Below are 26,711 nucleotides of genomic sequence, written 5' to 3' on the forward strand. Positions count from 1 at the left end.
TGGATGGAAGACGACACCATCATACGTCTCCCTGTTGAGCGAATGCATCCGCCGCCCTGAGCAGGTTGCCGATCGGCCCGAGGTGGGTGTGGCGAAAGCCGGCAGCGTATTTCAGCCCGTATCCCAGGCTCCTGTCGAAGGCGGCATGAGCCACGAGGATCAGGGCGACATGCCAGAGGATCGTGAGGCCGGTCAGAACAGCGGCGATGGCCAGCACGGCCGGCAGGGCATAGCTGTGGACCGCGTTGTAAAGAGCCGCGCCCGCCTTTTTGCCCACCACGTAGCCGACGAAGCTGAGGTCCGGCGCGAAGAACAGGACGGCGAATACCCAGAACTCGCCGCCGAGGAAGAAGAAAAGAGCGGTACTTGCTGCGAACACCGCCAGCGCTTCCGCACGAAGAAGCCACAGGACCATGCCTGTCGGATAGCCGCGATCGGATTGTTCGAGTTCAGCGTTGTTGTTCATTCGGATTCCTGTTGTTTCGGAGAAACGGGAAGAACCGACGGCGCCCGCTTCGTCCGCGCGAACCGGAATAGGTCTGGCCCCTTGATGGCGGTCCGTGAAAACGTTTGTTCTTCATCACGCTAGCTGGTTCAGCGCCACCGCGCGGCGCGCAGACTGCTGCAACGGTGCACGGCTTGCTGTTCGCTCAGATGCCGTCTGACGCCGCGGCGTCGAGACGAGATGGCGCTGTCGGTCATCGAGGCACGTGTTGCTGAGCAATGGTGCGTCCCCGAAGATCATGGCGCACTGGGTCGAGCGCTTTAAGGCCGAGGAGCACGCCCGAAGTCCCACCGAACGTAACGGCCCAGGACGATGCCCGCCATTAACGATCCGACGGCGGCTCACTGCATTGGGGCCTGCGCCGCCAGCGTTTCACCGTTGGTCACAACGCGCTCGAGGACCGCGTCTTGCTGCCACCGTCAGCCGCGTGCAAAACATGGGCGAGTCTATCGCGGCTGACGGCCCTCGAGCCGGCCAACCGACCACAGCTTGTTGGAGGCTCATAGGCCGAGGCAAGTCGGCGGATGAGACGGGATTGGAACGTATACGCCGAAATAATTGGCTGGTCCTCGGATGGGTCGTTGGCACCGTCGGCTTTTGGAGGTCTGCCAGCATGGCTTTGACGTCCGAGAAGGAGGCGCGCAGCAGACATGCAACGGTTGCATCGGGAAGCAGTCGGCGGCAAATCGCCGATTGCCGCACGAAAGGCAAGATTTCTTCGCCTTTTCATGAGCCTAGCAATTCGCTTCTAAGGTTCAATAGGGAGGGCTATAGAGTAGATGTCGTGCCCATCGGGTTCCCGCACGCCCCGCCAATACCGCTGATTTCTTTGCCATAGATGCGACACGAAAAGGGCCGCGGAGGCGCCCCTTGGCTCCGGTCGCCGGCAATCCGATTGTGCAATGCAGCATGCACAGGTCAGGTATGCGAAAACCTGCATAGCAATTTAGGTCAGCACGTCTTACCTTTTGAGTTGTCGGCCATCTCCTCCTCCCAGATGCGATGCCGACGCCGAAAGCGGTGCACCTCCTCCCGCACCGCAATCGAATTAGAGCCCGCTGCCACCTCCTCCCGGTAGCGGGCTTTTTCTTTTTCATCGATAGCGTGCACAGAAGGGCCGCTCAAGGCGGCCCGTTCCGGTGGGAACGTAGCCAATCGTTAGGATTGCCAGCCACATGTCACCGACCGATAACGGTCTGCCAAAAACGGTGATAATGCTGCTTGCAACAAATTCCGCCTTGTCTTGTTCGGTCGGCGGGCACCGTTTGGTGCCGGTACCCCTGCCCCAAGGAGGATGAGACGATGAAGAAGCTTCTCGCAACGACGATATTCTGCAGTGCCTTGGCCATGCCGGCTTTCGCCCAGGACGAAACGACGACCTGTGCCGATTTCACAGTGATGGATACCACAGCACAAACGCAGGTCCTGGCTTCCATCCAGGGCACAGGCGCGGCCGATATCGACACCGAAGGTACAGCCAGCGTGGAGAACTCCTCTGAAAACAGCGAGTTGGGCGCGACTTCGGGTGACGTGGAAGCGGAAGCGGCCGAAGAAGATGCGATGGGCAGCACGGCTGCTGATGCGGGCGCACACGTTACCGCGTCGGCCGTTACAGAAGCGTGCGCCGACAATCCGAATATGCTGGTCACAGACGCGATCGAGCAGGCCCAGTCCAACTGAGACTGGACAGTCAACACGAGAGGGCGACATGCCCTCTCGTGCGCGATAGCAACCTGTTCGCAGCCAATAGAAACCCCGTCTCCCTGGTGAGGCGACGGGCACACGCGATGCATGCCGGCTGGTTTTTGGTCGACGCTTGTCTATATCGAAGATCGCCCCGCTCCTGGCTCTCGGTCGGCAGATGATGCGCACATAGAGTGGTGCTATAGCCGCTACCGCTCTTATCGAGCTTCCGACAATGCTTTCCAGCCCCATCATGGGCCGCGTAAGCGGTGTATTTCGTGCGGCGTAACGCTCGTCGCAACAGAGCACTATCCAAACAACCCCGGCCAAGAGAGCGATGGCTGAAGCCCGGTGCTGTAGCGCTGTTGTTGCGCCTCCTGCGGGTCAGCGTGCCCCTCCCCCACGCAGGCGGTCGGGCGCCATGGCCGCTTCCGTTGACGACAGTTCCCCGACCGGTGCGCCTTCGATGACCTGCGCGGCAAGGGCCGAGAGTGCCGGCGCGGTCTGCATGCCGTAGCCGCCCTGGCCGGCGAGCCAGAAGAAATTCTCCGCCTGGGGATCGAAGCCGACGACCGGTGTGCGGTCAGGCGCGAAGGTCCTGAGCCCCGCCCAGCTTCCCTCGACACGCGTCACCGGTACCGTCACGGCCTGTTCGTAGCGATGCAGCCCCTCCGCCAGCACCATGTCGTCGGCGAAGGCGTCATGCGGCTCCACCGGGTCCTCGTCGGCCGGCGAGACGAGCAGCCGGCCCGCCTCCGGCTTGAAATACCAGTTGTCGGCGATCTCGTCGACGAGCGGCCAGCGGCTTACGTCGAATTCTTGGGGTGCAGGAAGGACCGCCATGGAACGGCGCAGCGGCTGCAGGCCGACCGGCGCCACGCCACAGGCTCGAGCAACATGATCGGCCCAGGCGCCGGCGGCATTGACGAGAATGCGCGCCGTGATCCGGCCTGCGGCTGTCTCCACGGTCCACCGCCCTTTGGAGAAAGTTCCGCTTATGAGCCCGGCATTCGTGAGTAGCCGTGCGCCCGCGCGCTTCGCGCCTTTCAGCCAGCCCTGGTGGAGTGCGGCAACGTCGATATCCATCGCGTCCGGCTCATAAGCCGCGGCGGCGATCCACTCCCGCCTCAGAAGCGGCACCATGGCCGCGGCGGTGTCGGGCTCCATGTCATCGAGGCCCTCGGCCGATGCCAGGAGGTTTGCATGGGTGCCAACTCCATTCTCGTCCGTCACGAAGAGAATGCCGCGCGGCGAAAGGAGCGGCGTCGGGAAAAGCGCGGAGTCGGCTTCGACGAAAAGCGGCAAGCTCGCCCGGCTCAGTGCCCGGATCACCGCATTGCCGTAGTTCTGGACGAAGATCGCCGCCGAACGGCCCGAGGCATGATGTCCGGGCCGCTCCTCCTGCTCCAGGAGGATTACGTCGCGTTCACGACCCAGCGCGGCCGCGAGCCCCACGCCCGCAATGCCGGCGCCGACGATGAGGATGTCGGTGGAAAACGCTTCGCTCATGAATGGTCCTATGCGGCTGACGAACCGAATCCGGTCAGGAACGCGGTCAGATTATCGCCGAGCGCATCACAAACATAGCCGCCTTCCTGGATGATGGTTGTCGGCAGCCCGAGCGTTGCGCAGTGTTCGCCGATCCTGGCGAAACCATCGGTCGAAACCGTCAGTCCGCCGAAGGGATCGCCCTCGAACGCATCGAGACCAAGCGCCACAACGAGCGCGCCAGGCGCATAGGATCGGATGCGCCGGATCGCGGCATCCAGCGCGTCGAGGAAGGGGCCGTCGCCCGACCCGCGCGGCAGCGGCAGGTTGAGATTACAACCCAGCCCCGGCCCCTCGCCCCGTTCCGAGGCGTGCCCCCAGAAGAAGGGGTAGAAACGGACGGGATCGGCATGGATCGACACGGTGAGCACGTCGGATCGGCGGTAGAAGATACCTTGCGTGCCGTTGCCGTGGTGGAGGTCCACATCGAGGATCGCCACGCGGCCATAGGCGCGGCGCAATTCCTGTGCGGCGATTGCCGCATTGTTCAGGAAGCAGAACCCGCCGGCCAGATCGGCAAAGGCGTGGTGGCCCGGTGGGCGACTGAGCCCGTAGACGGTGCGCTCGCCGTCCACGACCATGCGCGCGGCATGCATCGCCGTCTGCGCGCTCCAATAGGCCGACTGCCAGGTTTCGGCCGAGATCGGGCAGGCCGTATCGGCCATGTGGTAGCCCGCCTGACCGACGGCGGAAGCCGGATAGGAGAAGTCCCGGCGGTCGGGGTGGATATTGGGCACGACTTCCGCCGAAGCTTTGGGAATGCGCTGCCAGCGCGCGAAGATCGTGTCCAGGAACTGCAGATATTCCGGCGTATGGATAGCGGCGATGGGCCCCGCGCCGTAGTCGTCGGGCGCCACCTCACCAAGACCCGCCGCGCGAGCGCCCGCCAGAAGGCGATTGACCCGCTCGGGCACCTCCGGATTGGGCTGCGGCGCGCCGGAGGAAAGGAAATGGCGTGGGTCGTGCCGGCGCTGGGCTTCGGAGAATACGAATTTCATCTGTTATCCGTGTGAATTGAGTGACTGGCGCTTGACCAGCTTAACTGCGACTGCCTCCACCGCGTCATCCAACCTAGAAAGCAACACGATCGGCTCCCTTGAGATCGAGCATGGCGCGTGCCTCCTCGGGCGTGGCGATGGCAAAACCCATCTCCTCGAGGATGCGGCGGATGCGCGCCACCTGGTGTGCGTTGTCGGGCGCAAGGTCGCGGCCGGCGCCGTTGGTCAGGCTGTCCTCCAGCCCCACCCGCGCATTGCCACCGAGCACGGCCCCCATCGTGCCGAGCCGCATCTGGTGGCGCCCGGCCGCCAGCACCGAGAAGCGGTAGGCATCGCCGAGCAGTCGGTCGGCGGTCGATTTCATGAAGAGGAGGCTTTCAGGGCTGGCATCGATGCCGCCAAGGATGCCGAGCACGAACTGGATGAAGATGGGCGGCCTGATAAGGCCCTTCTTCAGGAAATAGGCCACCGTCTGGATGTGCCCGGCATCGTAGCACTCGAACTCGAAGCGCGCGCCGCAGCCCTCGCCGAGATCGGAAAGGATGCTTTTGATGTCGGCAAAGGTGTTCTTGAAGACGACGTCCTTCGTCGCCTCAAGAAACCCTTTCTCCCACTCGTACTTCCATGTCTCATAACGATCGGCAAGCGGGAAAATGCCGAAATTCATCGAGCCCATATTGAGCGAGCACATTTCCGGCTTGGCAGCGAGCGACGGCGCCAGGCGCTCGTCCAGCGACATCTGCGACGACCCGCCGGTCGAAATGTTGATGACGGCATCCGAACTCTGCTTGATGCGCGGCAGGAAGCCCATGAAGTCGTCGACCTTGGCGCTCGGCCTGCCCGTCTGCGGATCGCGCGCATGGACGTGGAGCACGGCGGCCCCGGCCTCGGCAGCCCCGAGCGCCTGCTCGACCATTTCGTCGGCCGTCACGGGCAGGTGCGGGCTCATGGTCGGCGTGTGGATCGAGCCGGTCAGCGCGCAGGTGAGAATGATCTTGTCGGCCATCGGCGCGCTCAGTGATTGCCGACCGGCAGGCCGAAACGGCCGGCGAAAGCATCGAGTGCGGCGGTGAGCTTTTCCATGATCTCGCCGATATGATCCTCGTTGACGATAAGCGGCGGGCAGACCATGAAATGGTCGCCCGCCGTCCCCCCGCACGTACGCCGCGAATAGATGATCAGGCCGCGGCGATAGGCTTCCTCGACAAGGTGGATATGCGCGTCCATCTCCTTCGGAAGCGGTTCCATCGTCCCGGTGTCGGCGACGAGCTCGAAGGCGAGAAGCAGGCCCTTGCCGCGCACATCTCCGATAAAGGGATAGCGCGCCTTCAGGCCTTCGAGCTCCGCCTTCAGGCGGCCGCCCATCGCCTCGGCATTGGCGCACAGGCCCTCGCGCTCGATCTCCTCGAGCACCGCCAGTCCCGCAGCGCAAGCGAGCGGATTACCGGCATAGGTGAAGCCGTGCACGAAGCCGCCGGAGGCAAGCACCGGCTCGACGATCTTCTCATGCGCCACCATGGCGCCGAGCGGCGCGTAGCCGGCGGCAAAGCCCTTGGAGAGCGCGACGATGTCCGGCTGAAGCCCCCAATGCTCGCCCGCCAGGAAGCGGCCCGTGCGGCCGGCCCCGGTCATCACCTCGTCGAAAATGAGCAGAATGCCGAACTCGCGGCAGATTTCGGCAATGCGCGCATAGTAGCTGTCGGGCGCGACGAGCGCGCCAGTCGCCGCCCCGCCCACCGGCTCCATGATGAAGGCGAGCACGGTTTCCGGCCCCTCCGCGAGGATCTTCTCGCGCAACATCTCCGCATAGCGCAGCCCGCGCTCCTCATCGGTCAGGTCGTCGCGGTCGAGGTAGCAGGTGGGCGCGGGAACCTTCGGCATCTCGCGCATCATCGGCGCGAAGGGCTCGGTCATGTTGGTCATGCCGGTGAGCGCCAGCGCACCGAGCGTGGCGCCGTGATAGGAGGGAAAGCGCGAAATCACCTTCCAGCGGCGTTCCTGGCCCGTCGCCAGCGCATACTGGCGCGCAAGCTTGATGGCGCTCTCGACCGCCTCCGAGCCGCCGGAGACGAAGAAGACGCGGTTGAGCCCCGCCGGCATCCTGGCCGCCGTCGCCCTTGCCAGACGCTCGGCCGGCTCGTTCTCGAAATGCAGGCGGTAGGCGAAGGTGGCCTTCTCCATCTGCGCCCGCATTGCCGCTAGCACGCGCTCGTTTGAATGGCCGATATTGGCGACCATGGCGCCGCTGGAGCCGTCGAGATAGCGCCGGCCATCGACATCCCAGATGTAGACGCCGCGCGCTTCCGCCACGAGCGGGCGCCGCGTCCGGCCCTGATAGAATAGGTTCGAAGCGGGATGCTGGAGCAGGTTCATGTGCGCTCCTCGACCGGCACGAGCGCGCAATCGCGCCCGCGGATGACGGCATTGACCTTGTCGCCGCGCCTGTAGGGGCGCTCCTCGATCGCATTGAGCGCCTGCAAAGAGCGGCCCTCGATATTCACGAAATAGCGTGCCGCCTGGCCCTGATAATCGACGGCCGTCACCTCCCCCGGCAGCGAAAGCGCGTCTTCGGGCGGGCTGGCGTTCCCGTTGCTCAGGAAGAGCTTCTCCGCCCGCACCACGATATTGGCGGCTTCACCTTCGCCGATACCCCGGCAGCGCGCCGCCGGCACATGCAGTTCGCCAAACCCGTCGACGGCTACGGTGACCGCACCGTTTGCGCATTCTGCGACCCTACCCTCGACGAGGTTGGCGTTTCCGAGGAAGCGCGCCACGAAGGCCGAGGACGGGCTGCCATAGACCTCCTCGGGCGCGCCCACCTGCTCGACATGGCCCTTGCTCATGACGACGATGCGATCGGACATGGCAAGCGCCTCCGACTGGTCGTGCGTGACGAAGATGGTGGTGATGCCGAGCTGTGCCTGGATGCGCTTGAGTTCCACGCGCATATCCTCGCGCAGGTTGGCATCGAGCGCCGAGAGCGGCTCGTCGAGGAGCAGGACGTCGGGCTCGATCACGATGGCGCGGGCGAGCGCGATGCGCTGCTGCTGGCCGCCAGAGAGCTGGCGCGGGAAGCGATCGCCGACATCGGGAAGCTGGACGAGTTCCAGCGCGCGGTTGACTTTCTCCTCGGCCTCGCCGCGCGGAACGTCACGATATTTCAGGCCGAAAGCCACATTGTCGAAAATCGTCTTGTGCGGAAACAGCGCATAGTTCTGGAAGACGATGCCCAGATTACGCTTGTGGATGGGCGTGCGCGTGACGCTGCGCCCCTTGATGACGATCTCGCCCTCGCTGGGATCGAGCAGACCGGCGATCATCCTGAGCGTCGTCGTCTTGCCGCAGCCCGACGGGCCAAGCAGGGTGACGAAACTGCCCTCTTCGATGTCGAGATCCATCCGGTGGACAGCCGTCAGGCTACCGAACCGTTTGACGATGCCGTTGAGTTCGACGGCCTTGGATTGGCTCATGGCGATCATCCACGCTTCCCAATGAGACAGGGGACGGCGGGACGTGGGGCGCCCCGCCGGCTCGCCTAATAGCCGCGTTCGACCCGGCTATAGACGCGCGACCATTCCTCTTCGTTGCCGTTCCAGTAGTCGGCGTTGAAGAAGTTGAGCCCTTCGAGCGTGCCTGTCGGGTCGAAGGCCGGCAGCGCCTTCACCTTGTCGGAGAGCTCCACCTTGGACGGATCGAGCGCGGGCGGATAGTTCTGGCCCTCGGCGACGGCGATCGCCACTTCCGTCTCGAGCATGAAGTTCAGGAGCTCTTCGCAGGCCTCCATCGGGCTGCCCTTGATGACGAAGATGCATTCCTGCCAGCCGAGGCCGCCGGGCGGATCCATGTAGCCAATGTCGTGGCCCTGGTCCTGCAGCGCCTTGATGCGGCCCGACCAGCCTTCAGTGACGTAGATCTCTTCTTCCGCCAGCAGGCTCATCAACTCGGCTCCCGAACCCCAATATTTCAGCACCAGATCGCGGTTGGTGCGGATGGCGTCCCATACCGCTTCGATGTCCTCGATATTGTTGGGGTCCTGGCCGGTCTGCAGCGCGCCGTACCAGACGCGCGTCTTCCAGTCGCTCCAGCCGCCGATCTTGCCCTTGTATGCCTCGTCGAGGAGGATCTTGGCGCCCTTCTCCTTCATCTCATCGTCGGAGATGTGCTTGCGGTTATAGGCAAGGCCGGTCGTGCCGTAGTCATAAGGAACGGCAGAGAGCTTGCCATCGGTAATCTTGCGGAAGACGTCCTGAAGGGCGGGGATCACGTTGGCGAGGTTGGGGATATTGTCCTCGTTGAGCTCCGAGGTCAGGTCCAGCCCGTGATAGCGGGAATAATCGAACACGCCGGAAAGATGGGCAAGGTTGAACTCCCCGGGCTGGCTCGCCCGCACCCGCGCCAGATATTCGTCGGCACCGCCGAAGGTGCCGTCGACCACGGCAATGCCCGTCTTTTCCGTATAGGGATCGAACGCGTATTCGCGGAAAGCCTCCGAGACCACGCCGCCCCAGCCGTCGAAGCGCACCTCATCGGGTGTCGCGGCACGGGCGAGCTTCGCGAACGGCCCGCCGACCACCCCGTACGCCGCGGCCGATGCGCCGATCAGGCCGAGAAATGTGCGCCGGCTGACATCACCGTGCCGGTAGCGGTCGAGCAGTCTTTCGTAACGTCTGGTATTGTCCATTTTCAGGCTCCCATTGCTGAATTTTCAACCCGCTGTTTCCCCTTGAGCCGCGGGACGGGCTCTTGTTGTCAACGTCGTGAAGCCGCCAGTTTTCGTGCCACGGCCATGCCGATAAGCGGCAACAGCACGGTGACGACGATCATCACCGTGCCGAGCGCGTTGATCTCCGGCGAAATCGAATGACGCAGCATTGCGAAGATCTGGGTGGGCACGGTCTCCACGCCGCCCGGCTTCCAGAACATCGTGCCGGTGATGTCGTCGAAGGAGATGGTGAAGGCAAAGAGCATGCCGGCAAAGACCGCCGGCAGGAGCAGCGGCAGCGTGACCGCGAAGAACGTCTGCACCGGGTTCGCGCCGAGCGAGCGCGCGGCCTCCTCATATTCCGGCTTGATGGCCACGAGCCGCGCCTGCACCACCAGAAGCACGAAGGGCAAGGTGAAGATGACGTGGCCGAGAAGCAGCACCAGAAAGCTGCGCGGCAGGCTGAGCCAGCGCAGGAACAAAAGCAGCGCCACGGCGAGAACGACTTCCGGGATCAGGATCGGCGCAATCAGAAGCGTGGTGATTGTGTTCTTGCCGGGGAAGCGGTAGCGCACCAGCGCAAGGGCGGCGAGAATGCCGAGCACGGTCGAGATGATCGCCGTCAATGTGGCCAGCATCAGCGAGATGCGGAAGGCGCGCACGATCGCGTCGTTGTTCCACAGTTCAACGAACCAGCGGAAGCTCAGCCCCTCCATCGGGAAGGAGCCGAACTGGCTGGAATTGAAGGACAGGAGCACCACCACCGCGACGGGCAGGAACATGAAGAGATAGACGGCGATGGTATAGAGCCTGATGAAGTTCCACCCGGTCATCGCCAACCCCTCATCCAAACGACTTGGCGATCTGGCCGAGCCCGGCCAGACGGTTGTAGACCATCACCACGCTGCCGAGCACCACGAGAAGCACGATCGAGAGCGCGGAGCCGAGCGGCCAGTTGAGCTGCGTGATGACGGCCTCGAAGACGAGATTGGCGAACATCGCGTCGCGCGGCCCGCCGAGCACCAGCGGCGTGATATAGGTGCCGGCCGCCAGCACGAAGCACAGGAGCCCGCCCGCGGCGAGCCCCGGCAGGGAGAGCTGCAGCGTCACCTCACGGAAGGTTTGCAGGTTCGACGCGCCAAGCGAGCGTGAGGCGTCGAGCAGATTGCGGTCGATCGCGTCGAGGCTGACATAAACGTTGAGCACCATGAAGGGCAGCAGGAAATGCGCCAGCCCCAGGATGACCGTCGTCTCGTTATAGAGCATCTGGATCGGCTCCGAGGCGATGCCGAGGCCCATCAGCGCCGTATTCAACGCGCCGCTGCTTCCCAGAATGTTGATCCAGGACATGGTGCGGATGATGTAGCTGATCCAGAAGGGCAGGATGAGCAGCAGCAGAAGCAGCGTCTTGTGCCGCGTCTCCGACATGGCGATGAAATAGGCCGGGATGTAGCCAAGCACGGCGCACAGGACGGTGGTGATCGCGGCGATCTTCAGCGTGCTGAGGAGGATGTCGCGATAGAAGGGGTCGCTGAAGACAAGCTGCCAGTTGTTCAGGTGAAAGCCGGGAATTTCACCGCCGGCCGAGGTGCGCAGCCAGAACGAATAGACGACGATGAAGAGAACCGGCACGACCAGCAGGAAGGCGACGGTCGCAAGCGCCGGCGAGAGCAAGATCCAGGGACGTGCTGCGCCTGACGTCTCTCCCATTTGATCCTTTCCGCCTCTTGCCCGCCGGTTTTCTGCCGCTGGTGCAGCTTCCGGCTTATCTGATTTGAGTTTGACTCAACCTGAGGGCATTCTACAAATAGATAGTAACAATCATGAACATAGATTTTTGAAATGGATGTGCCGAAGACCAGCACGCTGAGCCAAGCACCGACACCCACCGGCCGTATGGTCTGGAACCTCGACTGGAACCTGATCCGCACCTTCCTGGTGATCGTGGAGGAGGCCGGCATCACCGCCGCTGCCAACCGGCTCGGCCTGAAGCAGCCCACCGTCTCGAACGCGCTGCGCCGTCTCGAGGACCGTCTCGGCAAACGCCTGGTCGTGCGCGGGCCGGGCAAGTTCGAGGTCACGCCGGCCGGCATGCTGCTCTATGACGAGGCGGTGGAGATCTTCGGCAGCATTTCGCGGCTCGGCATCCTCATCCGCGATATGGACGAGGAGGTCTCGGGCCACGTCACGCTGGCGCTGGCAAGCCATGTCGTCTCCCCGGTGCTCGACGAGGTGCTTTCCACCTTTCATCAGCGGCATCCAAAAGCGACGCTCGGCATCGAGGTTCTGACGAGTCGCGACGTTATCCAGGCGGTCCGGCAGAGGCAGGCGAGCATCGGCATCTGCCTCGTGCACGAGAAGCGCGCGCAACTCGATTATCTGCGCCTCTTCAGGGAATATTTCGGCTTCTTCTGCGGGCCGCACCACCGCCTTTTCGGCAAGCGCGGCCTGAATCTGACAGACCTGCGCGGCGAAACTTCCGTCTCCTTCAAGACGGACCGGCTGACGGATGCGCTTCGCCCGGTCGCGCTCATCCGCGCCGAAGCTCAGCTCGACGACCGGGTCGTCGGCGTCTCGTCAAATCTCGAAGAGGTGCGCCGCATGATCGTCGCCGGCCTCGGCATCGGGCCATTGCCGATCCATGTGGCCGCGCGCGACGTGGAGGCCGGGCTCCTATGGCGGCTGCCGCCCTACGAGACGCCGCCGGCGATCGACATCTATGTGGTGAGCAACCCCCACACGCGCTTCAACCGGGCCGAACAGAGCCTGCTTTCAATGCTGAAGAACCGCATCGCCGAGGTCCCCTTCGCCGAGCGCGATTATCGATAGCCAGTCGTGCCACAAAAGCAGACGGACCGAGGTCCGCGCCAACCCCAGTGCAACGTTCCCGCAAGAAGGGCAAAGGCAGGAACATGAAGAACGGGCTCGAAGTGCCGTCGCTGGAGAACATAATGACGGCGAAGGCGCAAAGGTCGACCGGCATGGCACAGAAGTGTTCCACGGACCCGCGAGACCTCCGTCCGCCAGACGAGAACAGCAACGAGAATTGCATAACCGAGATACGCGACGAGTAGCGTCGAGATCACCCAGGAAGAACGCGGCGGACTGGCCGAGTCCAGCCAAACGATGTAGAGGCCGCCCAGAACGAGAATGATCCGGCCGATGACCCGGTCGGAGCGGGCACGAAAAGTATTGAACCAGGTGATCCGGCTGTGCGTGTTATCTCCGGCAAGCCGACCCGCCCACGAAACGTGGGGAGACTTCATCCCGGTTGCAGACCTTTCCTGCATCGAACGTCCGTGTAGTGGGGCAGAACATGCCTCCGTCAAAAGTACCAGCAAAGAATCACGAGGCAAAGCGGGGGCCTTGGCGGGAGTTCTGCATCGAACGGGCGAGCCCTCCTCTATCTTTTTGCGTATATCAGTTCCACCGGTCATTGGCTAACTTTGTGTGGGACACACCGCGTCCGCATTGCTGATGTCAGGGGAGCGCCGTCTTATGTCGTCCCAAACAGATGAAGTTTCCGCCAATCTCCGCAAAAAGTCAGGCGGCGGCGCCACGGCCAAGTCGGTGTTGCGCGACGGCGCCATCGTCTTGGCTGTCACTGCGCTTCTTTTCGGGCTCTTCGAGTTCGGCATCCGGCTGATCGCACCGCAGGATGTGGATACGACCTTTATAAGTGGGAACTCGCTCGGGCTGCGCGATGATCTGCTCGGGCATTTGAATCGCCCGAATTCGCACACGGTCGTCCGAGCACCGGAATACGAAGTCGAATACAAGGTCAGCGCGCAAGGCTTCCGCGATGAGGCAACATATTCGCCCGTTGCGGCCCCAGGCGTGACACGGGTACTGCTTCTTGGCGACTCCTTCGCCTTCGGCACGGGGACCGATTACGAGGGTATCTGGCCGGTCGTTCTGGAACGAAATCTTCGGGCCCAGGGTCATCAGGTTGAGGTTATCAAGGCAGGTGTTCCTGCATTCGACACGCGCTCGGAAGTTCTTTTTCTTGAGCAGCTGATGGAGCGCTACAGCCCCGATATCACGATCCTGACCTTCCTGCCCAACGACCTGTTCACCAACCGACCGATCGCAACCTCCAAAGATGCAACGCCAAGTACCGGTGAGGAAGATCTGCGCAAAACCGGCGTCGTGACCACTGGCGACAAGAAATCCGACCTCCACAGCCTGACGTTGGTCAAGAGGCTGCTGATGATGAGCGACCGGCTCTATGCCAGCCTCTATCTCATGACCCAGCGCCGCGAGATATTCGCCTTCCCGCCGACCGATACGCTGACCAGACAGATCGACCTCACCAAGGACCTCTTCTTGCGGGCGCAGGATCTATGCCGCAGCGAGGGTTGCGAACTCATGGTGCTGTCACTGCCCCAGCAGTTTCAGCTCTTCGCCGATGGGATCGACGGTATCGATCCCGCATATATCGACCGGACCTTTGCCCAGATGGCGGAGGAACGTGGCATTCAGTGGATCGCCCTCTTGCCGATCCTCGCCGAAGCCTATCGCGTGCACGGACAGGACCTTTATTTCCGCTATGACGGGCATCTCAACCCCGCAGGGAACGCGGTGGTGGGTGCTACCCTGGCCAATGCCGTAAGCGATTGGCTGTCGGTGCACGAGGCGGCGCACCATCCGTAAAGGACGACCCTGCCGCCCATCGCCCTGTGACAGGTAGGCATCGCCTGCGGCCTAACGGGAATGATGCTTGAGATGCAGATAGGTGTCGTCGAATTCGGCGATCGCCTGCAGCCGATCCCAGTCTTCGATGATGATGAGTTCGTTGCGCCAGGAGATTGCGCCGGTCGCGCGCAGTTCTTGCAAGGAGCGGTTCACGTGCACGACGGAAAGCCCGAGCACGTCACTGAGTTCGGCCTGGGTAATCGGAAAGCGGAACCCCTGTTGCTCTACCTTCTCGACCACTTTCAGGCGCTGGTAGAGCTCACAGACGAGGTGAGCGATATGCGACACCGTCGACCGCCGCCCCATGGAGACCAGCCATTCGCGATGGATGGCGGCGTCGATCAGCGTGCTCAGCCAGAGTATTCGGGTTAGGTGCGGATTGCGCTCGGTAATCCTACGCAGGTTCGCGTGCGGCACCATCGCCACCGTGCAGTGCGAAAGGGTGGCCACGCTGTGGTCCATCGTGCGGATCAGGAAACTGTGCAGATCGACGAAGTCTCCCGTCACATGAATTGACGTGATCTGCCGCTTGCCATTGGCCAGATCGCGGTAGCGGGCGGTAAAACCCTCGAGCAGGAGAGTGCTTGCGGTCGGGCGTGAGCCTTCGCGCACGAGATCCTGGTCCGGCCCGACCTCTCTCACCTCTGAGACGGCCTCTTCCAAAATCGCCTGTTCTTCGGGCGAAATGCGGTCCCGGGCGGCGTATTTCAAAATGTAGGGACTGAGTTGCGACATCAGTCTAAAAGAGCATGCTCCCCCTTGGCATTCAACGACAATCGATGGCTCGCCTCAACGAACTGAATGTCTTTCGCGGACGGGCGGGCCAGCCAGACGCGGGGCGGTTTGCCCAACATGCGCTTGAACATGGTCGTGAAGGCCGCGACGCTCTGGTAGCCCAGTTCCAGCGCCACCCTCGTCACCGCTTCCCCGTCGGCCAGGCGCGGCAGCGCGGCGAAAAGGCAGGCCTGCTGACGCCAGGTGGAGAGGCTCAACCCCGTTTCGCGCTGGAACGCGCGCGTGAAGCTGCGTCGGCTCATGCCGGCAGCGAGCGCCCAGTCATCTATCGTCGTGCGCGCCGTGGGTTTCCGGACGAACTGCCGGCACAGCTCCGCCAGCTTTCGATCGGCGGGAAAGGGAAGTGCCAGAGGCCGCTCGGGCAGTTTCGGGATTTCATGCAGCAGCAGATCGAAAACGAGCATGGCTCTCCTGTCACGCTCGGCGGGCGGGGGAAGCGCCACCGCTTCCACGATCAGGCTGCGCGCCAGTTCGCTTATGGCAACGACGCGAATGTCTCCCGGCAGGCCTTCCATGGCGTCCGGCCACATGTAAACCGAGCGCATTCCAACATCGCCGAGCATATCGACGGCATGATCGACGTTCGCCGGCAGCCAGAGCGCGTGTTCCGGCGGCACGATCCACCGCCCCTTGGGCGTGCTCACCATCGCTACGCCGGACAGCGCGTAAAGAAGCTGGGAGCGGCTATGCCTGTGGGTCGGCACGTGATGACCGTCCGGGTAGTCGCCGGACACCGCCAGCACGGTGCCTTCACGCGCCTCCAGTTGCCGAACGACGCGCTCGTGGAGGTCCTCCGCATGTGCGCCCGGGGGTGCGATATTGTCCTTCAAATGCCGCATGATTGGCCCACTCTCGAAAGTTTTCGACCAAACCACGAAAGTAGATCGCCGGCAAGACGCGTAGAACAACGCCTGTTTCCGATTTTTGGATGGAGCGTGATCTTGACCGGGACGACAACGATCAACGGAAGGATATCCGGCGAGACCACGGCCTATGCGGTTATCCTGGCCGTCAGCTTCTGCCATCTGCTGAACGACGTCATGCAGTCGCTGCTTGCTGCGCTTTATCCGATGCTGAAGGACGACTACGGGCTTGATTTCTGGCAGATCGGGCTGTTGACCATGACCTTTCAGATCACCGCCTCCCTGCTGCAGCCCGTGATCGGCATGTATACGGACCGGCGGCCGATGCCCTATTCCCTGGCCTTCGGTATGGGCTCGACCCTCGTCGGCCTCCTTTTTCTCGCCTTCGCCACACGCTATTCACTGCTACTTCTCGGCGCGGGGCTGATCGGCTTCGGATCGGCCATCTTCCACCCCGAGTCCTCGCGGGTAGCGCGCCTCGCCTCTGGCGGTCGCTACGGCCTGGCCCAGTCGCTCTTTCAGGTGGGCGGCAATTTCGGGTCCGCGCTGGGGCCGCTGCTGGCCGCCTTCATCGTCGTGCCGCGCGGGCAGGACAGCGTCGCGTGGTTCTCGCTCGCCGCCCTGGCGGGTATGCTGGTCCTGTGGCGGGTCGGGCGCTGGTATGCCGGCTACCGCGCTGCCAACGGCTCGCGCAGCGGCGCCGGCACGGCAATCCGCCTGCCCCGCCGCACAGTCGTCGTGGCGCTGATCGTGCTGACCGTGCTCACCTTCTCCAAGCACATCTATATCGCCAGCCTGACGAGCTACCACACCTTCTATGTCATCCAGAAGTTCGGCGTGTCGGTCCAGACCTCGCAGGTGCTGTTGTTCGTTTTCCTGGGCGGCGCTGCCGTGGGGACCGTCCTCGGCGGACCGGTGGGAGACCGGGTGGGCGCCAAGACCGTGATCTGGTTCTCGATCCTGGGTGTTCTGCCGTTCACGCTCGCCCTGCCCTACGCCGATCTTTTCTGGACGGTCGTGCTCACCGGCGTGATCGGTGTCGTCATGGCGTCCGCCTTTCCGGCGATCGTCGTCTTCGCCCAGGAACTCGTCCCCGGCAGGGTCGGCCTGATTGCCGGCGTGTTCTTTGGGCTGGCCTTCGGCATGGCGGGAATCGCGGCGGCGGTTCTGGGCGTGATCGCGGATGTGAAAGGCATCGAGTTCGTCTACGTGGCCTGCTCCTTCCTTCCGATGCTCGGGCTCCTCACCGCGTTGCTGCCGGACATGCGCCCCGCTCAAGCGGCCGCCAGCTAACCGGGGCGGAAGCTCCTGTCTTCGGCGACTGCGATTGACGCGGCGGTGCCGGCGTGCATTCTGGTTCTTCCTGAAGGGACGAGTTTATATGACCAATCTTCCGTGGGAGGCACCCGCGCGCATCATCCTCCCGGATGAGGCCGAAGAGCCCGTTCGGCAGGAGGGCCTCACCCTGGCGCGTGCAATCGAGATCGTGGTGGAAGCGTTTCCGAGCGATCGAATCACCAATGTACGAATCGAATTTCAGGGAGGAACGCTCGAAGGGCAGGTCATTGCAACGATCTATCATTCACCACGATTTCCACATTCCCGTCCGCGTGGCCGAAAATCGACAGGCGGACAGCTGGCGCCGGACAAACGTCGTCATCAGGCCGCATGAAGACGGGGGCCTTTCCGCTTTGCGCTACCCGCACTCTTTTCAGGGGCCGCCGGCAACGGATCCGACAACAACCATCACAAGGTCATCGAGATCCACCTCGCCATGTACGGCGATCCGGTTTCCTTTTTCGACCACGTTCAGGGTTTCCGGACGGTTTTCCGCCTGCCGCTTCAACTCCTCGGCGATCGCTTGCTTGACCTTTTGCTCCAACACGAGCCATCTCCCATACAGCGGTTAGGAGAACGCTGTCCGTGCTTCACAGTTCCCAAGGCGGCGGGAAGAAGGTAGATGGGACGAGGGTGGGGATTCCGGTCGCGCATCGCCGCATGGCACACAAGGCGCTTTCCGCGAGGTGACAGAGAATGAACGAGCATTACGATACATACGCCGTCGCCATCATCATCGTTTTCGGTGCGATGATCATCGGCGGGCTGATGGCCGGCGCCGTTGCGTTCGGCGCACGCGACGCTTTCTTTTTCGCCCTCGGGGCGGCCACGGCGGCATGGCTGTCCGGCTATGCGGTTTTCTTCGACCGCCCACGCACCTTCATGATCTGCATCGCCGTTTCGATCGCGATGGCGATCGGGGCGACGATCGTCCTGGCCTTTTGATGATTTCTCCCCTTCCCGGTAAACCGGATTTTCTCCACTAGAAACAGCACAAAAAGCGCGCTCGTGCGTTTGCCTCGGAGGAGGAAATGCTGATGGCGCGCAAACGCAAGATCACGACCGGAACGAATGACCGGCCCGTGGACGAAACCATCGCCCAGAGCGGCGGCGGCCTGCCCGACGACACGAGTCGCGCCCCTCCCGGGGACGGCGAGAAGCAAAAGGCACGGTTGCGCGAGAGCCTGGACACAGGCCGCAAACCAGCGACCCCCAGCGGTGACGCCAATCCCGATGCCGTGCCGGAAGGAACGCATGGGGCCGGCGAAGACATCTGCCGCCGCTGCCGCGGAAACGGCAGGATCGGCGGCGAGACCTGTCCCGAGTGCGGCGGATCGGGCAAGGTGACAACGCCGCTGGCTGGCGGCTGATACCGACCGCCCTCGGTACAACGGCTTGGCGGTTCAGGCGCGGTGCCATATTTTCGTCGAACGGTCGGTTTTCGCCCTTGCGGAACCACCCGCACGCGGGTTGATAGCTGCAACGATTGGAGGGCCGGATGGAGATTCGCCCAGTATTGCTTTTCGCCGGTCTGGCTCTTCTGGCCGGATGCGCGACCATGACCCCGGAGGAACGCCGCGCCCTGGACGAGGCGCAATGCCGCGACTACGGCTTCACGCCCGGGACGGACGCCTTCGCCGAGTGCCTCCAGAGGATCGACCTCGACCGCCGGGCCGAGTGGCGGGCGCGCAGGATCGAGCTGGACCACTGGCACGAGCCCCGCGTCGTCTACCAGCCGGTGATCGTGCACGACACGGACTAACCCGTTCGGGTTCGAAGCTCAGGGCTTGCCCCCGCCCTCCATCATTTTCTGGAAGAATGGAATCTGCGCCGCAAGTTCGGCATCTTTTTCGGTCGAGCGCCGGTAAGCCGGGCGGTCAGTGACGCGTGCGACATAGTCGCGGAATACCGGCTTTTCGGGCAAGGCTTTCAGCATGTCCATGGTGTAGCTGATGCCCGTACCCAGGATGACGTCGGCAAGGGTAAAGCGTTCGCCGGCCGCGAAGGGCTGGGCCGAAAGCCGGCGCTCCAGATACGCCACCAGATCGTCGAAGAGCCCGAACGGATAATCGTTGCTGGTATAGGAGAGCCCATTCGCCTTCGCGCAAATCGCCGGATCGAACACGGCGTCATGATGGACAAGCGTCGTAAGATAGGCCGCGCGCGCAGGATCGCCGATCGGCGGCGCAAGGCCCGCCTCGGGGAAGGCATCACCCAGGTAGATGGCGATGGCCGCCCGCTCTGTAACCACCGTCCCGTCATGGTCGATGGCCGGCACCTTCTTGTTCGGCTGGATGGCCCGGTACGTCTCCGGCACGCCGCCTTGGGCGCGGATGTCGATCAGTTCCATCCGGTAGTCGACGCCCAGTTCCTCGAGCAGCCAGAAAACGGCGGAAGAGCGGGACCACGGGGCATGGTAGAATGTGAGCATCGCCAAACTCCTCGATCTGCGGTGTTTTCCCTATAGCAGGGTCGTCCTGACAGCACCTTGTCAGGATACCGCCACCCGGCCACAAGGAAAGGGCGGCCGACGGCCGCCCTTCCCTGCAATCCCTTCCGACTACCGTCAGTTCGGCAACTGGTCGTCGACGCCCTCGACATAGAAGTTCATGCCGAGCAGCGTGGCATCGTCCGTCACCTCGCCTTCGGCCAGCCACTGCGTACCGTCCTGCCTGTTGATGGGGCCGGTGAAGGGATGGAATTCACCCGAACGGATCTTCTCTTCCGTCTCCTCGGCGAGCGCCTTCACGTCGTCCGGCATGTTGGTGTAGGGCGCCATTACGACGTGCCCCTCTTTGAGGCCCGCCCAGATGTCGACCTGTTCCCAGGTGCCCTCGCGTACGGCCTTCACACGCTCGACATAGTAGGGGCCCCAATCGTCGACGATCGCGGTGAGCTGCGTCTCCGGACCGAACTCGATCATGTCGGAAGCCTGGCCAAACGCCTTGATGCCGCGCTCGGCCGCCACCTGCATGGGAGCGGTGGAATCGGTGTGCTGGGTGATGATGTCCACGCCCTGGTCGACCAGCGCCTTGGCCGCGTCGGCTTCCTTGCCCGGGTCGAACCAGGTGTTCGCCCACACCACCTTGACCTGGAAATCGGGATCGATGGACTGGGCGCCCAGGATGAAGGCGTTGATGCCCATGACGACTTCCGGAATCGGGAAGGAGGCGATGTAGCCGGCAACGCCCGCCTCGGATACCTTGGCGGCGATCACGCCCTGGATATAGCGCCCCTCGTAAAAGCGCGAATTATAGGTGGCGACGTTGGGGTGCTCGCGCTTGTAGCCCGTGGCGTGTTCGAACTTCACATCAGGAAAACGGCCCGCCACGCGGTTGGTGGCATCCATGTAGCCGAAGGATGTGGTGAAGATGATGTCGCAGCCCGACCGTGCGAAACGCTCGATCGCGCGCTCGGCGTCGGCCCCCTCCGGCACGCTTTCCAGATAGGCGGTCTCGACCGCATCGCCGAGCTCTTCCTCCACCTGAAGAAGTCCCTGGTGATGCTGATAGGTCCATCCGAAATCGCCGATCGGCCCCACATAGATGAAACAGGCCTTGGTCGGCTCTTCCTGCGCCTGCACACCGCCGGTGGTGGCCAGAGCCACCGCGGTTGCGGCGAAAAGTTGAAGTGTTCTTTTCATTGCCTCTTTTCCTTTGTTGTTGCCTGCGGCGCCTTCCCGTCTCTTATCGTTCCGGCACGAATGGGCGCCCCAGCGATGCCGGCGTGTTCATCATCGTCAGTCTCCTGTTGCGGGAGATTATGACAAGAACGGCTATTGTCGCCAGATAGGGCAGCGAAGATAGTAGCTGGGAGGGAATGTCGACTCCCTGGGCTTGCGCATGAAGCTGCCCGATGGTGACCCCGCCGAAGAGATAGGCGCCGGCCACCACACGCCACGGGCGCCAGGAGGCGAAAACGACGAGCGCTAGTGCGATCCACCCGCGCCCGGCCGTCATGTTCTCCACCCATTGCGGCGTGTAGACCAGCGACAGATAGGCGCCGGCCAGCCCGGCGCAGGCACCGCCGAACATCACTGCGAGATAACGGATGGCAACGACGTTGATCCCCTGGGCATGCGCGGAAACGGGATTGTCGCCGACGGCGCGCAGCATGAGCCCGGCGCGCGTGGCGAAAAGGAAATAGGCCACCGCCAGCGTCAGCAGGAGCGAGATGTAGAACAGCGGATCCTGACCGAACAGAAGCCGGCCGACGATGGGAAGGTCAGACAGCACCGGAATGTCGATCACGTCAAGCTTCAGCCCCGGGCGCCCCACGAAGCTTTCGCCCAGCATGCCCGAAAGACCGAGCCCGAAAAGGGTGAGTGCCAGGCCGGTCGCCACCTGGTTCGTGACCAGCGAAAGCGTGAGAAAGGCGAACAGCAGCGCGAAGGCGGCCCCCACCAGTATGGCCGCCCCCACGCCCAGCCAGACCGAACCGCTCAACAGAGCGGCAGCGAAGCCGGTGATGGCGCCCATGATCATCATGCCCTCGACGCCGAGGTTGAGCACGCCGGAGCGTTCCGCCACCAGTTCGCCGAGGGCCGCGATCAAAAGCGGGGTGGCCGCCGTGGCGACGGTGATGAGGATGGATTCAAGCATGACCGGCCTCGACCTCTTCCGCCTTGGCCTCTCCTGCCCTGACGACGAGCGGCCGCACCAGGCGGATGCGGTAATGGATCAGCGTATCGCAGGCGAGCACGAAGAAAAGCAGCATCCCCTGGAACGCCCGAGCCACCTTGTCGGTAACCCCGATGGAGATCGCCGCCGCTTCCCCGCCGAGATAGGACAAGGCGAGCACCAGCCCGGCGGCGATGATGCCGAGCGGGTTCAGCCGTCCGAGAAAGGCGACGATGATGGCGGTAAAGCCGTAGCCCGGAGAAATCGTCGGCCTGAGCTGGCCGATCGCGCCGGACACCTCGCTGATCCCCGCCAGGCCGGCCAGCCCGCCGGAAACAAGGAAGGCGAAGATGATCATCCGTGCCCGCGAGAAGCCGGCGAAGCGCCCGGCCCGCGGGCTCTGCCCGATCACCTTCACCTCGAATCCCTTCAGTGTGCGCGAGAGGATGAACCAAAGCGCCACCGCGGCCACGACCGCGAACACGGAACCCCAGTGGGCGCGGCCCGAGGCCGGCCAGATCTCCGGCAGGATCGCATAGGCGTGGAAGTTGCGGGTCTCGGGAAAGTTGAACCCTTCCGGGTTGCGCCACGGCCCCCGCACCAGCCAGTCGAGAAAGAGCTGAGCCACATAGACCAGCATCAGGCTGGTGAGAATCTCGTTGGTGTTGAAGCGTGCTTTCAGCCAGGCGGGGATCGCCGCATAGGCAGCGCCGCCGGCAATGCCCATGAGAAGCATGAGCGGCAGCACGATCCAGGATTGGAAGGCTGGAAACAGCACCGGCAACATCGAGCCGACAATGGCGCCGACGATGAACTGGCCTTCGGCGCCGATGTTCCAGTTGTTGGAGAGGTAGCAGACTGATAAGCCGACGGCGATGAGGATGAGCGGCGCCGCCTTTACCGCCAGTTCATGCAGCGACCACGTCTCCAGAAGCGGATCGATGAAGAAATAGTAGAGCGCATCGAGCGGATTCTTGCCCAGGAAAAGGAACATGATCGCGCCGGCGACAAGAGTAAGCCCGAGCGCGATCAGGGGTGAAACGGCACTGAACAGCGCCGACTGCTGTGGTCGCTTGACGAGTTCAAGGCGCATTACACGACCTCCAGCGGCCGGTGGTCCGGGTCGCCGGCTCTCGCGCCGCCCATGAGAAGACCGATCGTCTCGTAGCTCGCTTCGGAGATCGGCATCGCCTCCGACAGGCGGCCGCCGTGCATGACGGCGATGGTGTCGCAGATCTCGAAAAGCTCGTCGAGATCCTGGCTGATGACGAGTACGGCGGAGCCGTCCTTGGCCAGATCGATCAAGGCCTGCCGGATTCGGGCGGCCGCGCCGGCGTCGACCCCCCAGGTGGGCTGATTGACGACCATCACGCGCGGCGCGCGATCAAGCTCGCGCCCGATGACGAACTTCTGCAGGTTGCCGCCGGAAAGGGCCGTCGCCTCCGGGTCCTCGCCGGACTTGCGAACGTCCATCGCTGCGACGATGCGCTTCGCCGCCTCCGCGACCGCACCGCTGCGGATAATGCCGAAGGCGGAAAGCAGGGCGCGGGCGTCGGTGCGGTAGCGCGACAAAAGGAGGTTCTGCGACAGTGTCATCATCGGTGCGGCGGCATGGCCCAGGCGCTCTTCGGGCACGAAGGCCCCACCCATCAGCCGGCGTTGCGAGATGTCGCGCCGGCCGGCGTCCTTGCCACCGATGCGCACCGCGTCCGCTCTGTCCTGCAGCACTTCGCCGGAGATCGCCTCGAACAGTTCGCCCTGGCCGTTGCCGGCAACCCCGGCGATGCCGAGAATCTCGCCCGCATGCACCGTCAGATCGATGTCGGAAAGGGAAATCGCAAAGGGGTGGCCGGCCGGCCGGTCCAGCGAGCGGACCTCGAGCAGCGCCTCGCGCGCAGCGGCTGTCTTTTCGCGCACGACCGCCTGTACCTCGTCGCCCACCATCATGCGCGCCAGCGATGCGGCCGTCTCGCGGCGCGGGTCGCACTGGGCGATCACCTTGCCCTGACGCAGCACCGTCGCCCGGTCGCAGATAAGTTTCACCTCTTCCAGCCGGTGCGAGATGTAGAGGATCGAGCGGCCCTCGGCGCGCAGCGTCTCGAGCGTCTCGAAAAGTTTGTCGGCCTCCTGCGGCGTGAGCACGGATGTCGGCTCGTCGAGGATGACGAGTTCGGGGTTCTGAAGCAGGCAGCGAATGATCTCGATGCGCTGCCGCTCGCCGACCGACATGTCGCCCACATGGGCATCGGGATCGAGCGGCAGCCCGTAGGCGCGGGAGAGCTCGCGCGCCCGCGCCGAAACCTTGGAGACCGGCTCGGGATCATTCAGCGACAGCATGATGTTTTCGGCGGCCGTCAGCGCATCGAAGAGCGAGAAGTGCTGGAAGACCATGCCGATGCCCAGCCGGCGCGCCTCGCCGGGGCTGGCAATCGTCACCGCCTCACCTTTCCACAGGATCGTGCCCGCATCCGGCTCGAGCGCCCCGAAGAGCATCTTGACCAGGGTGGACTTTCCGGCCCCGTTCTCGCCCAGGAGCGCGTGGATCTCGCCGCGGCCGATCTTCAGGTCCACGGCATCGCACGCCGTCAACGTCCCGAACGTCTTCGTGAGGCCCCGGACGTCGAGCAGTGCCTCAGACGGCTTGCCGCGTGTTGCTTCCACAACAGCTCCCATTCGTCCTGTTTTTGTTTTATGTGTTCCCACAGTCATCGTAGGCGCGCCCGACCGTGTTGCAATAGGTGTGGTCCGCTTGAAACTGCTTCAATCAATTCGCGCGTTTAGGGAATGAGCACGGTGGTGCCGGTCGTGCGCCTCCCCTCGAGGTCGGCCTGGGCCCGACCGACGTCGGCGAGCGGGTATCGCTGGTTGATCGCGACCTTGACCGCGCCGGAGCCGACGACGTCAAACAGGTCCCTGGCCGCCGTTTCCAGTTCCTTCCTTGCCGCGATATAGGTGAAGAGGCTCGGCCGCGTGGCAAACAACGAGCCCTTTTGTGCCAGCAGGTTGATGCTGAAGGGCGGGATGGGACCGGAAGACTGGCCGAAGCTGACGAACATGCCGAGCGGCCTCAGGCAGTCGAGCGAGGCGGGAAAGGTGTCGTTGCCGACCGAGTCATAGACGACGTCGCATTTGCGCCCGCCGGTAAGTTCCTTCACCGCCGCTGCGAAATCGTCTTTCGTGTAGTCGATGACGTGATCGAAGCCGTGGGCGCGTGCGAGCTCCACCTTTTCCTTCGACCCGGCGGTGCCGATCACGGTGGCGCCCAGATGCTTCGCCCACTGGCCGAGGAGCAGGCCGACGCCACCGGCGGCGGCGTGATAGAGGATCGTCTCGCCCGCCTTCACCTGATAGGTGCGCCGCAGGAGATACCATGCCGTCATGCCTTTCAGCATGATGGCCGCAGCCTGTTCGTCGGAAACCGTTTCGGGCAGGCGCACCAGCCGGTCGGCCGCAATCGTCCGCCGCTCCGCATAAGCGCCACCGGTCACGCAATAGGCAACGCGATCTCCCGGACTGAAGCCGGTGACGCCCTCGCCCGTCTCGATAACGACGCCGGCCCCCTCCCCGCCGGGAACGAACGGCGTCTCGGCCTTGTAGAGACCGGTCCTGTAATAGACGTCAATGAAATTGAGGCCGATGGCTTTGTGCTCGATCAGCACCTCGCCGGGGCCGGGCCGGCCGGGATCATAGTCCTCCAGCCGCAGGACCTCGGGTCCGCCGGTCTCGTGCACGCGTATCGCTTTCGTCACCTCACACCCCCTTTCTGCCGAGTTGCGGCAATGCCTGCATGACGCCGCCGATCACATAGAGATAAAGTCCCGTCAATCCGATCCCCGCCTTCACGACCGGGCCAGCCTGCATGTCGTTGAGAAGCACGATGGCGGCGAAGGCACACCAGGCGAAGAAGACGCTCAGATTGAGCGGTCTCAACCTTTTGACCCGCACCGGGTGCAGGAAATGGATCGGAAGGAACGTCAACACCGCCGAGACCAGCACGACACCAAATGAGAAATACTCGCCCGGTTCTATGGCGAACAGCGTGAACACCACCATGTTCCAGACCACCGGGAAGCCCTTGAAGAAGTTCTCCGTCGTCTTGATGCCGGTGTCGGCGTAGTAGATGGCGCTGGAGACCACGATGATGGCCGCCGAAAGGAAAGACAGCCCCTCCCCCATGAAGCCGCTTCGATAGAGTGCGAAAGCGGGGATCAGGACATAGGTGACATAATCGATGATGTTGTCCAGCATGTCGCCGGACCAGGTGGGCAGGACATCCTTGACCTGCAGTTTCCGGGCGATCGGGCCGTCGATGCCGTCGACGAGCAGCGCCAGGCCGAGCCACCAGAACATCGCCGACCAGCGCGCCTCGCTGGCCGCGACGAGCGAGAGGAAAGCCAGCAGGGAGCCCGATGCGGTGAGCAGATGGACGGAAAAGGCCTTTGCCTGTGGTGCACTCACTTTTTTGCGTGCCATGGACGTTCCCACCTTACGGCGAATGGCTTCCGTGCGGTACCGTCGGCATGCGCTCCTATAGCCTTGCCCGGCCGGATGTTCTCCCGCGGCGCCACTCGCCCTGAGGTGTCATTAGCACGCCTTTCCGCGCCGCGCAGTCCGGCAGGCATCATGCGTGTGGAAAAATACGCGTCCGCGGTCCCGCCGCGAGCCCTGGTCGAGGCCTGCGCGCATCGGCGCGATTGCAGGCGTTTCCCGAACTGCCCTATATCTCCGCCAAAGATTCATTCAACAGGCAGATCGGTGTGAGCGAGCGGTCGGAAAGAACAATCCTGGTGGCGGGCACGGGACCGGCGGGCCTGGCCGCGGCCCTTGCCCTTGCCGCCGCAGGGCGCGAGGTGGTTCTGGCCGGCCCATCGCCCGCCCTCGAAGACCGGCGCACGACGGCGCTGATGCACCCATCCGTGCGTTTTCTGGAAGAGCTCGGGCTCGCCGAAGCGTTGCGCGCGCATG

27 protein-coding genes and 2 pseudogenes are annotated in these 26,711 nt (G+C 63.5%); 10 read left to right on the forward strand and 19 right to left on the reverse strand.

What is annotated here, in order from left to right; all coding sequences use genetic code 11:
- Positions 1-19: 19 nt before the first annotated feature.
- Positions 20-466 carry a DUF4260 domain-containing protein gene (locus ACFP9U_RS02605; RefSeq protein WP_378618809.1) on the reverse strand — a complete coding sequence of 149 codons (447 nt, stop codon included), beginning with the start codon at positions 464-466 and terminating at the stop codon, positions 20-22.
- 1,341 nt (positions 467-1,807) lie between these two features.
- Between ACFP9U_RS02605 and ACFP9U_RS02610 the strand changes: the two genes are divergently transcribed.
- Together ACFP9U_RS02610 and ACFP9U_RS02615 are read left to right on the forward strand one after the other, a co-directional pair.
- Entirely contained in the window at positions 1,808-2,185 is a 378-nt protein-coding gene (locus ACFP9U_RS02610; protein ID WP_378618811.1) for a hypothetical protein, read from the forward strand.
- A gap of 156 nt (positions 2,186-2,341) precedes the next feature.
- Positions 2,342-2,533 (forward strand): annotated as a pseudogene (locus ACFP9U_RS02615) (BA14K family protein); the annotation flags it as partial.
- Between the two features lie 138 nt (positions 2,534-2,671).
- Here the strand turns inward: ACFP9U_RS02615 and ACFP9U_RS02620 are convergent.
- The 8 genes and pseudogenes from ACFP9U_RS02620 to ACFP9U_RS02655 all read right to left on the reverse strand — a co-directional run.
- Positions 2,672-3,697 (reverse strand): annotated as a pseudogene (locus ACFP9U_RS02620) (NAD(P)/FAD-dependent oxidoreductase); the annotation flags it as partial.
- Between the two features lie 8 nt (positions 3,698-3,705).
- Complete coding sequence (locus tag ACFP9U_RS02625) at positions 3,706-4,734, reverse strand: histone deacetylase family protein (protein ID WP_378618812.1); 1,029 nt, start codon at positions 4,732-4,734, stop codon at positions 3,706-3,708.
- 73 nt (positions 4,735-4,807) lie between these two features.
- Complete coding sequence (locus ACFP9U_RS02630) at positions 4,808-5,740, reverse strand: 3-keto-5-aminohexanoate cleavage protein (RefSeq protein WP_378618814.1); 933 nt, start codon at positions 5,738-5,740, stop codon at positions 4,808-4,810.
- 8 nt (positions 5,741-5,748) lie between these two features.
- Complete coding sequence (locus ACFP9U_RS02635) at positions 5,749-7,107, reverse strand: aspartate aminotransferase family protein (protein WP_378618815.1); 1,359 nt, start codon at positions 7,105-7,107, stop codon at positions 5,749-5,751.
- Complete coding sequence (locus tag ACFP9U_RS02640; protein ID WP_378618817.1) at positions 7,104-8,204, reverse strand: ABC transporter ATP-binding protein; 1,101 nt, start codon at positions 8,202-8,204, stop codon at positions 7,104-7,106. Before ACFP9U_RS02640 ends, ACFP9U_RS02635 begins: the two co-directional genes overlap by 4 nt.
- Before the next feature lie 65 nt (positions 8,205-8,269).
- A complete protein-coding gene (locus ACFP9U_RS02645; protein ID WP_378618819.1) occupies positions 8,270-9,415 on the reverse strand; it encodes an ABC transporter substrate-binding protein in 1,146 nt (381 codons plus the stop codon).
- Between the two features lie 68 nt (positions 9,416-9,483).
- Positions 9,484-10,269, reverse strand: a complete 786-nt coding sequence (locus ACFP9U_RS02650; RefSeq protein WP_378618820.1) for an ABC transporter permease — start codon at positions 10,267-10,269, stop codon at positions 9,484-9,486.
- A 10-nt stretch (positions 10,270-10,279) separates the two neighbouring features.
- A complete protein-coding gene (locus ACFP9U_RS02655) occupies positions 10,280-11,146 on the reverse strand; it encodes an ABC transporter permease (RefSeq protein WP_378618822.1) in 867 nt (288 codons plus the stop codon).
- Positions 11,147-11,284: 138 nt separating this feature from the next.
- Between ACFP9U_RS02655 and ACFP9U_RS02660 the strand changes: the two genes are divergently transcribed.
- Positions 11,285-12,265, forward strand: a complete 981-nt coding sequence (locus ACFP9U_RS02660) for a LysR family transcriptional regulator (protein ID WP_378618824.1) — start codon at positions 11,285-11,287, stop codon at positions 12,263-12,265.
- Between the two features lie 621 nt (positions 12,266-12,886).
- Positions 12,887-14,089, forward strand: a complete 1,203-nt coding sequence (locus tag ACFP9U_RS02665; protein ID WP_378618825.1) for an alginate O-acetyltransferase AlgX-related protein — start codon at positions 12,887-12,889, stop codon at positions 14,087-14,089.
- 51 nt (positions 14,090-14,140) lie between these two features.
- Here the strand turns inward: ACFP9U_RS02665 and ACFP9U_RS02670 are convergent, their stop codons facing one another.
- Positions 14,141-14,866 carry a Crp/Fnr family transcriptional regulator gene (locus ACFP9U_RS02670; protein ID WP_378618827.1) on the reverse strand — a complete coding sequence of 242 codons (726 nt, stop codon included), beginning with the start codon at positions 14,864-14,866 and terminating at the stop codon, positions 14,141-14,143.
- A complete protein-coding gene (locus tag ACFP9U_RS02675; RefSeq protein WP_378618829.1) occupies positions 14,866-15,765 on the reverse strand; it encodes an AraC family transcriptional regulator in 900 nt (299 codons plus the stop codon). Before ACFP9U_RS02675 ends, ACFP9U_RS02670 begins: the two co-directional genes overlap by 1 nt.
- Positions 15,766-15,867: 102 nt before the next feature.
- On the opposite strand from ACFP9U_RS02675, the gene ACFP9U_RS02680 reads away from it, so the two are divergent.
- Positions 15,868-17,082: an MFS transporter gene (locus tag ACFP9U_RS02680; protein WP_378618830.1), complete on the forward strand. Its 1,215-nt coding sequence runs from the start codon at positions 15,868-15,870 to the stop codon at positions 17,080-17,082.
- Between the two features lie 88 nt (positions 17,083-17,170).
- Complete coding sequence (locus ACFP9U_RS02685; RefSeq protein ID WP_378618832.1) at positions 17,171-17,461, forward strand: hypothetical protein; 291 nt, start codon at positions 17,171-17,173, stop codon at positions 17,459-17,461.
- 39 nt (positions 17,462-17,500) lie between these two features.
- Here the strand turns inward: ACFP9U_RS02685 and ACFP9U_RS02690 are convergent, their stop codons facing one another.
- Positions 17,501-17,671: a hypothetical protein gene (locus ACFP9U_RS02690; protein ID WP_378618853.1), complete on the reverse strand. Its 171-nt coding sequence runs from the start codon at positions 17,669-17,671 to the stop codon at positions 17,501-17,503.
- Between the two features lie 152 nt (positions 17,672-17,823).
- On the opposite strand from ACFP9U_RS02690, the gene ACFP9U_RS02695 reads away from it, so the two are divergent.
- The 3 genes from ACFP9U_RS02695 to ACFP9U_RS02705 all read left to right on the forward strand — a co-directional run bounded on the left by ACFP9U_RS02695 (position 17,824) and on the right by ACFP9U_RS02705 (position 18,889).
- Complete coding sequence (locus ACFP9U_RS02695) at positions 17,824-18,072, forward strand: hypothetical protein (RefSeq protein WP_378618833.1); 249 nt, start codon at positions 17,824-17,826, stop codon at positions 18,070-18,072.
- Positions 18,073-18,164: 92 nt separating this feature from the next.
- Positions 18,165-18,497, forward strand: a complete 333-nt coding sequence (locus ACFP9U_RS02700; RefSeq protein ID WP_378618835.1) for a hypothetical protein — start codon at positions 18,165-18,167, stop codon at positions 18,495-18,497.
- 128 nt (positions 18,498-18,625) lie between these two features.
- The gene (locus ACFP9U_RS02705) at positions 18,626-18,889 is read left to right on the forward strand and encodes a hypothetical protein (RefSeq protein WP_378618837.1); all 264 of its coding nucleotides are present in this window, start codon (positions 18,626-18,628) and stop codon (positions 18,887-18,889) included.
- 18 nt (positions 18,890-18,907) lie between these two features.
- Here the strand turns inward: ACFP9U_RS02705 and ACFP9U_RS02710 are convergent, their stop codons facing one another.
- The 7 genes from ACFP9U_RS02710 to pcsA all read right to left on the reverse strand — a co-directional run bounded on the left by ACFP9U_RS02710 (position 18,908) and on the right by pcsA (position 26,219).
- Positions 18,908-19,558, reverse strand: coding sequence for a glutathione S-transferase family protein (locus ACFP9U_RS02710; RefSeq protein WP_378618838.1), 651 nt, complete (start codon positions 19,556-19,558; stop codon positions 18,908-18,910).
- A 135-nt stretch (positions 19,559-19,693) separates the two neighbouring features.
- Positions 19,694-20,770, reverse strand: coding sequence for a BMP family ABC transporter substrate-binding protein (locus ACFP9U_RS02715; protein WP_378618840.1), 1,077 nt, complete (start codon positions 20,768-20,770; stop codon positions 19,694-19,696).
- 43 nt (positions 20,771-20,813) lie between these two features.
- Positions 20,814-21,728: an ABC transporter permease gene (locus ACFP9U_RS02720; RefSeq protein WP_378618841.1), complete on the reverse strand. Its 915-nt coding sequence runs from the start codon at positions 21,726-21,728 to the stop codon at positions 20,814-20,816.
- Entirely contained in the window at positions 21,721-22,839 is a 1,119-nt protein-coding gene (locus tag ACFP9U_RS02725) for an ABC transporter permease (protein WP_378618843.1), read from the reverse strand. The genes ACFP9U_RS02720 and ACFP9U_RS02725 overlap by 8 nt, the downstream gene beginning before the upstream one ends.
- Positions 22,839-24,419, reverse strand: a complete 1,581-nt coding sequence (locus ACFP9U_RS02730) for an ABC transporter ATP-binding protein (protein ID WP_378618844.1) — start codon at positions 24,417-24,419, stop codon at positions 22,839-22,841. Before ACFP9U_RS02730 ends, ACFP9U_RS02725 begins: the two co-directional genes overlap by 1 nt.
- A gap of 104 nt (positions 24,420-24,523) precedes the next feature.
- The gene (locus ACFP9U_RS02735; protein ID WP_378618846.1) at positions 24,524-25,495 is read right to left on the reverse strand and encodes a quinone oxidoreductase family protein; all 972 of its coding nucleotides are present in this window, start codon (positions 25,493-25,495) and stop codon (positions 24,524-24,526) included.
- Position 25,496: 1 nt separating this feature from the next.
- Complete coding sequence (gene pcsA / locus ACFP9U_RS02740) at positions 25,497-26,219, reverse strand: phosphatidylcholine synthase (RefSeq protein WP_322451526.1); 723 nt, start codon at positions 26,217-26,219, stop codon at positions 25,497-25,499.
- Positions 26,220-26,503: 284 nt separating this feature from the next.
- Between pcsA and ACFP9U_RS02745 the strand changes: the two genes are divergently transcribed.
- The coding region (locus ACFP9U_RS02745; protein ID WP_378618848.1) for an FAD-dependent monooxygenase at positions 26,504-26,711 on the forward strand (208 nt) is incomplete at its 3' end.

Source organism: Nitratireductor sp. GCM10026969 (genome assembly GCF_042660605.1).
GTDB lineage: Bacteria > Pseudomonadota > Alphaproteobacteria > Rhizobiales > Rhizobiaceae > Chelativorans.

What these genes read in the sequence shown, in the direction of transcription:
- ACFP9U_RS02645 (WP_378618819.1), bottom strand. Translation starts at nt 9,415, where the DNA reads ATGGACAATACCAGACGTTACGAAAGACTGCTCGACCGCTACCGGCAC.
- ACFP9U_RS02635 (WP_378618815.1), bottom strand. Translation starts at nt 7,107, where the DNA reads ATGAACCTGCTCCAGCATCCCGCTTCGAACCTATTCTATCAGGGCCGG.
- ACFP9U_RS02705 (WP_378618837.1), top strand. Translation starts at nt 18,626, where the DNA reads ATGGAGATTCGCCCAGTATTGCTTTTCGCCGGTCTGGCTCTTCTGGCC.
- ACFP9U_RS02655 (WP_378618822.1), bottom strand. Translation starts at nt 11,146, where the DNA reads ATGGGAGAGACGTCAGGCGCAGCACGTCCCTGGATCTTGCTCTCGCCG.
- ACFP9U_RS02670 (WP_378618827.1), bottom strand. Translation starts at nt 14,866, where the DNA reads ATGTCGCAACTCAGTCCCTACATTTTGAAATACGCCGCCCGGGACCGC.
- ACFP9U_RS02650 (WP_378618820.1), bottom strand. Translation starts at nt 10,269, where the DNA reads ATGACCGGGTGGAACTTCATCAGGCTCTATACCATCGCCGTCTATCTC.
- ACFP9U_RS02610 (WP_378618811.1), top strand. Translation starts at nt 1,808, where the DNA reads ATGAAGAAGCTTCTCGCAACGACGATATTCTGCAGTGCCTTGGCCATG.
- ACFP9U_RS02710 (WP_378618838.1), bottom strand. Translation starts at nt 19,558, where the DNA reads ATGCTCACATTCTACCATGCCCCGTGGTCCCGCTCTTCCGCCGTTTTC.
- ACFP9U_RS02700 (WP_378618835.1), top strand. Translation starts at nt 18,165, where the DNA reads ATGGCGCGCAAACGCAAGATCACGACCGGAACGAATGACCGGCCCGTG.
- ACFP9U_RS02640 (WP_378618817.1), bottom strand. Translation starts at nt 8,204, where the DNA reads ATGAGCCAATCCAAGGCCGTCGAACTCAACGGCATCGTCAAACGGTTC.
- ACFP9U_RS02625 (WP_378618812.1), bottom strand. Translation starts at nt 4,734, where the DNA reads ATGAAATTCGTATTCTCCGAAGCCCAGCGCCGGCACGACCCACGCCAT.
- ACFP9U_RS02685 (WP_378618832.1), top strand. Translation starts at nt 17,171, where the DNA reads ATGACCAATCTTCCGTGGGAGGCACCCGCGCGCATCATCCTCCCGGAT.
- pcsA (WP_322451526.1), bottom strand. Translation starts at nt 26,219, where the DNA reads ATGGCACGCAAAAAAGTGAGTGCACCACAGGCAAAGGCCTTTTCCGTC.
- ACFP9U_RS02630 (WP_378618814.1), bottom strand. Translation starts at nt 5,740, where the DNA reads ATGGCCGACAAGATCATTCTCACCTGCGCGCTGACCGGCTCGATCCAC.
- ACFP9U_RS02730 (WP_378618844.1), bottom strand. Translation starts at nt 24,419, where the DNA reads ATGGGAGCTGTTGTGGAAGCAACACGCGGCAAGCCGTCTGAGGCACTG.
- ACFP9U_RS02720 (WP_378618841.1), bottom strand. Translation starts at nt 21,728, where the DNA reads ATGCTTGAATCCATCCTCATCACCGTCGCCACGGCGGCCACCCCGCTT.
- ACFP9U_RS02715 (WP_378618840.1), bottom strand. Translation starts at nt 20,770, where the DNA reads ATGAAAAGAACACTTCAACTTTTCGCCGCAACCGCGGTGGCTCTGGCC.
- ACFP9U_RS02605 (WP_378618809.1), bottom strand. Translation starts at nt 466, where the DNA reads ATGAACAACAACGCTGAACTCGAACAATCCGATCGCGGCTATCCGACA.
- ACFP9U_RS02725 (WP_378618843.1), bottom strand. Translation starts at nt 22,839, where the DNA reads ATGCGCCTTGAACTCGTCAAGCGACCACAGCAGTCGGCGCTGTTCAGT.
- ACFP9U_RS02695 (WP_378618833.1), top strand. Translation starts at nt 17,824, where the DNA reads ATGAACGAGCATTACGATACATACGCCGTCGCCATCATCATCGTTTTC.
- ACFP9U_RS02675 (WP_378618829.1), bottom strand. Translation starts at nt 15,765, where the DNA reads ATGCGGCATTTGAAGGACAATATCGCACCCCCGGGCGCACATGCGGAG.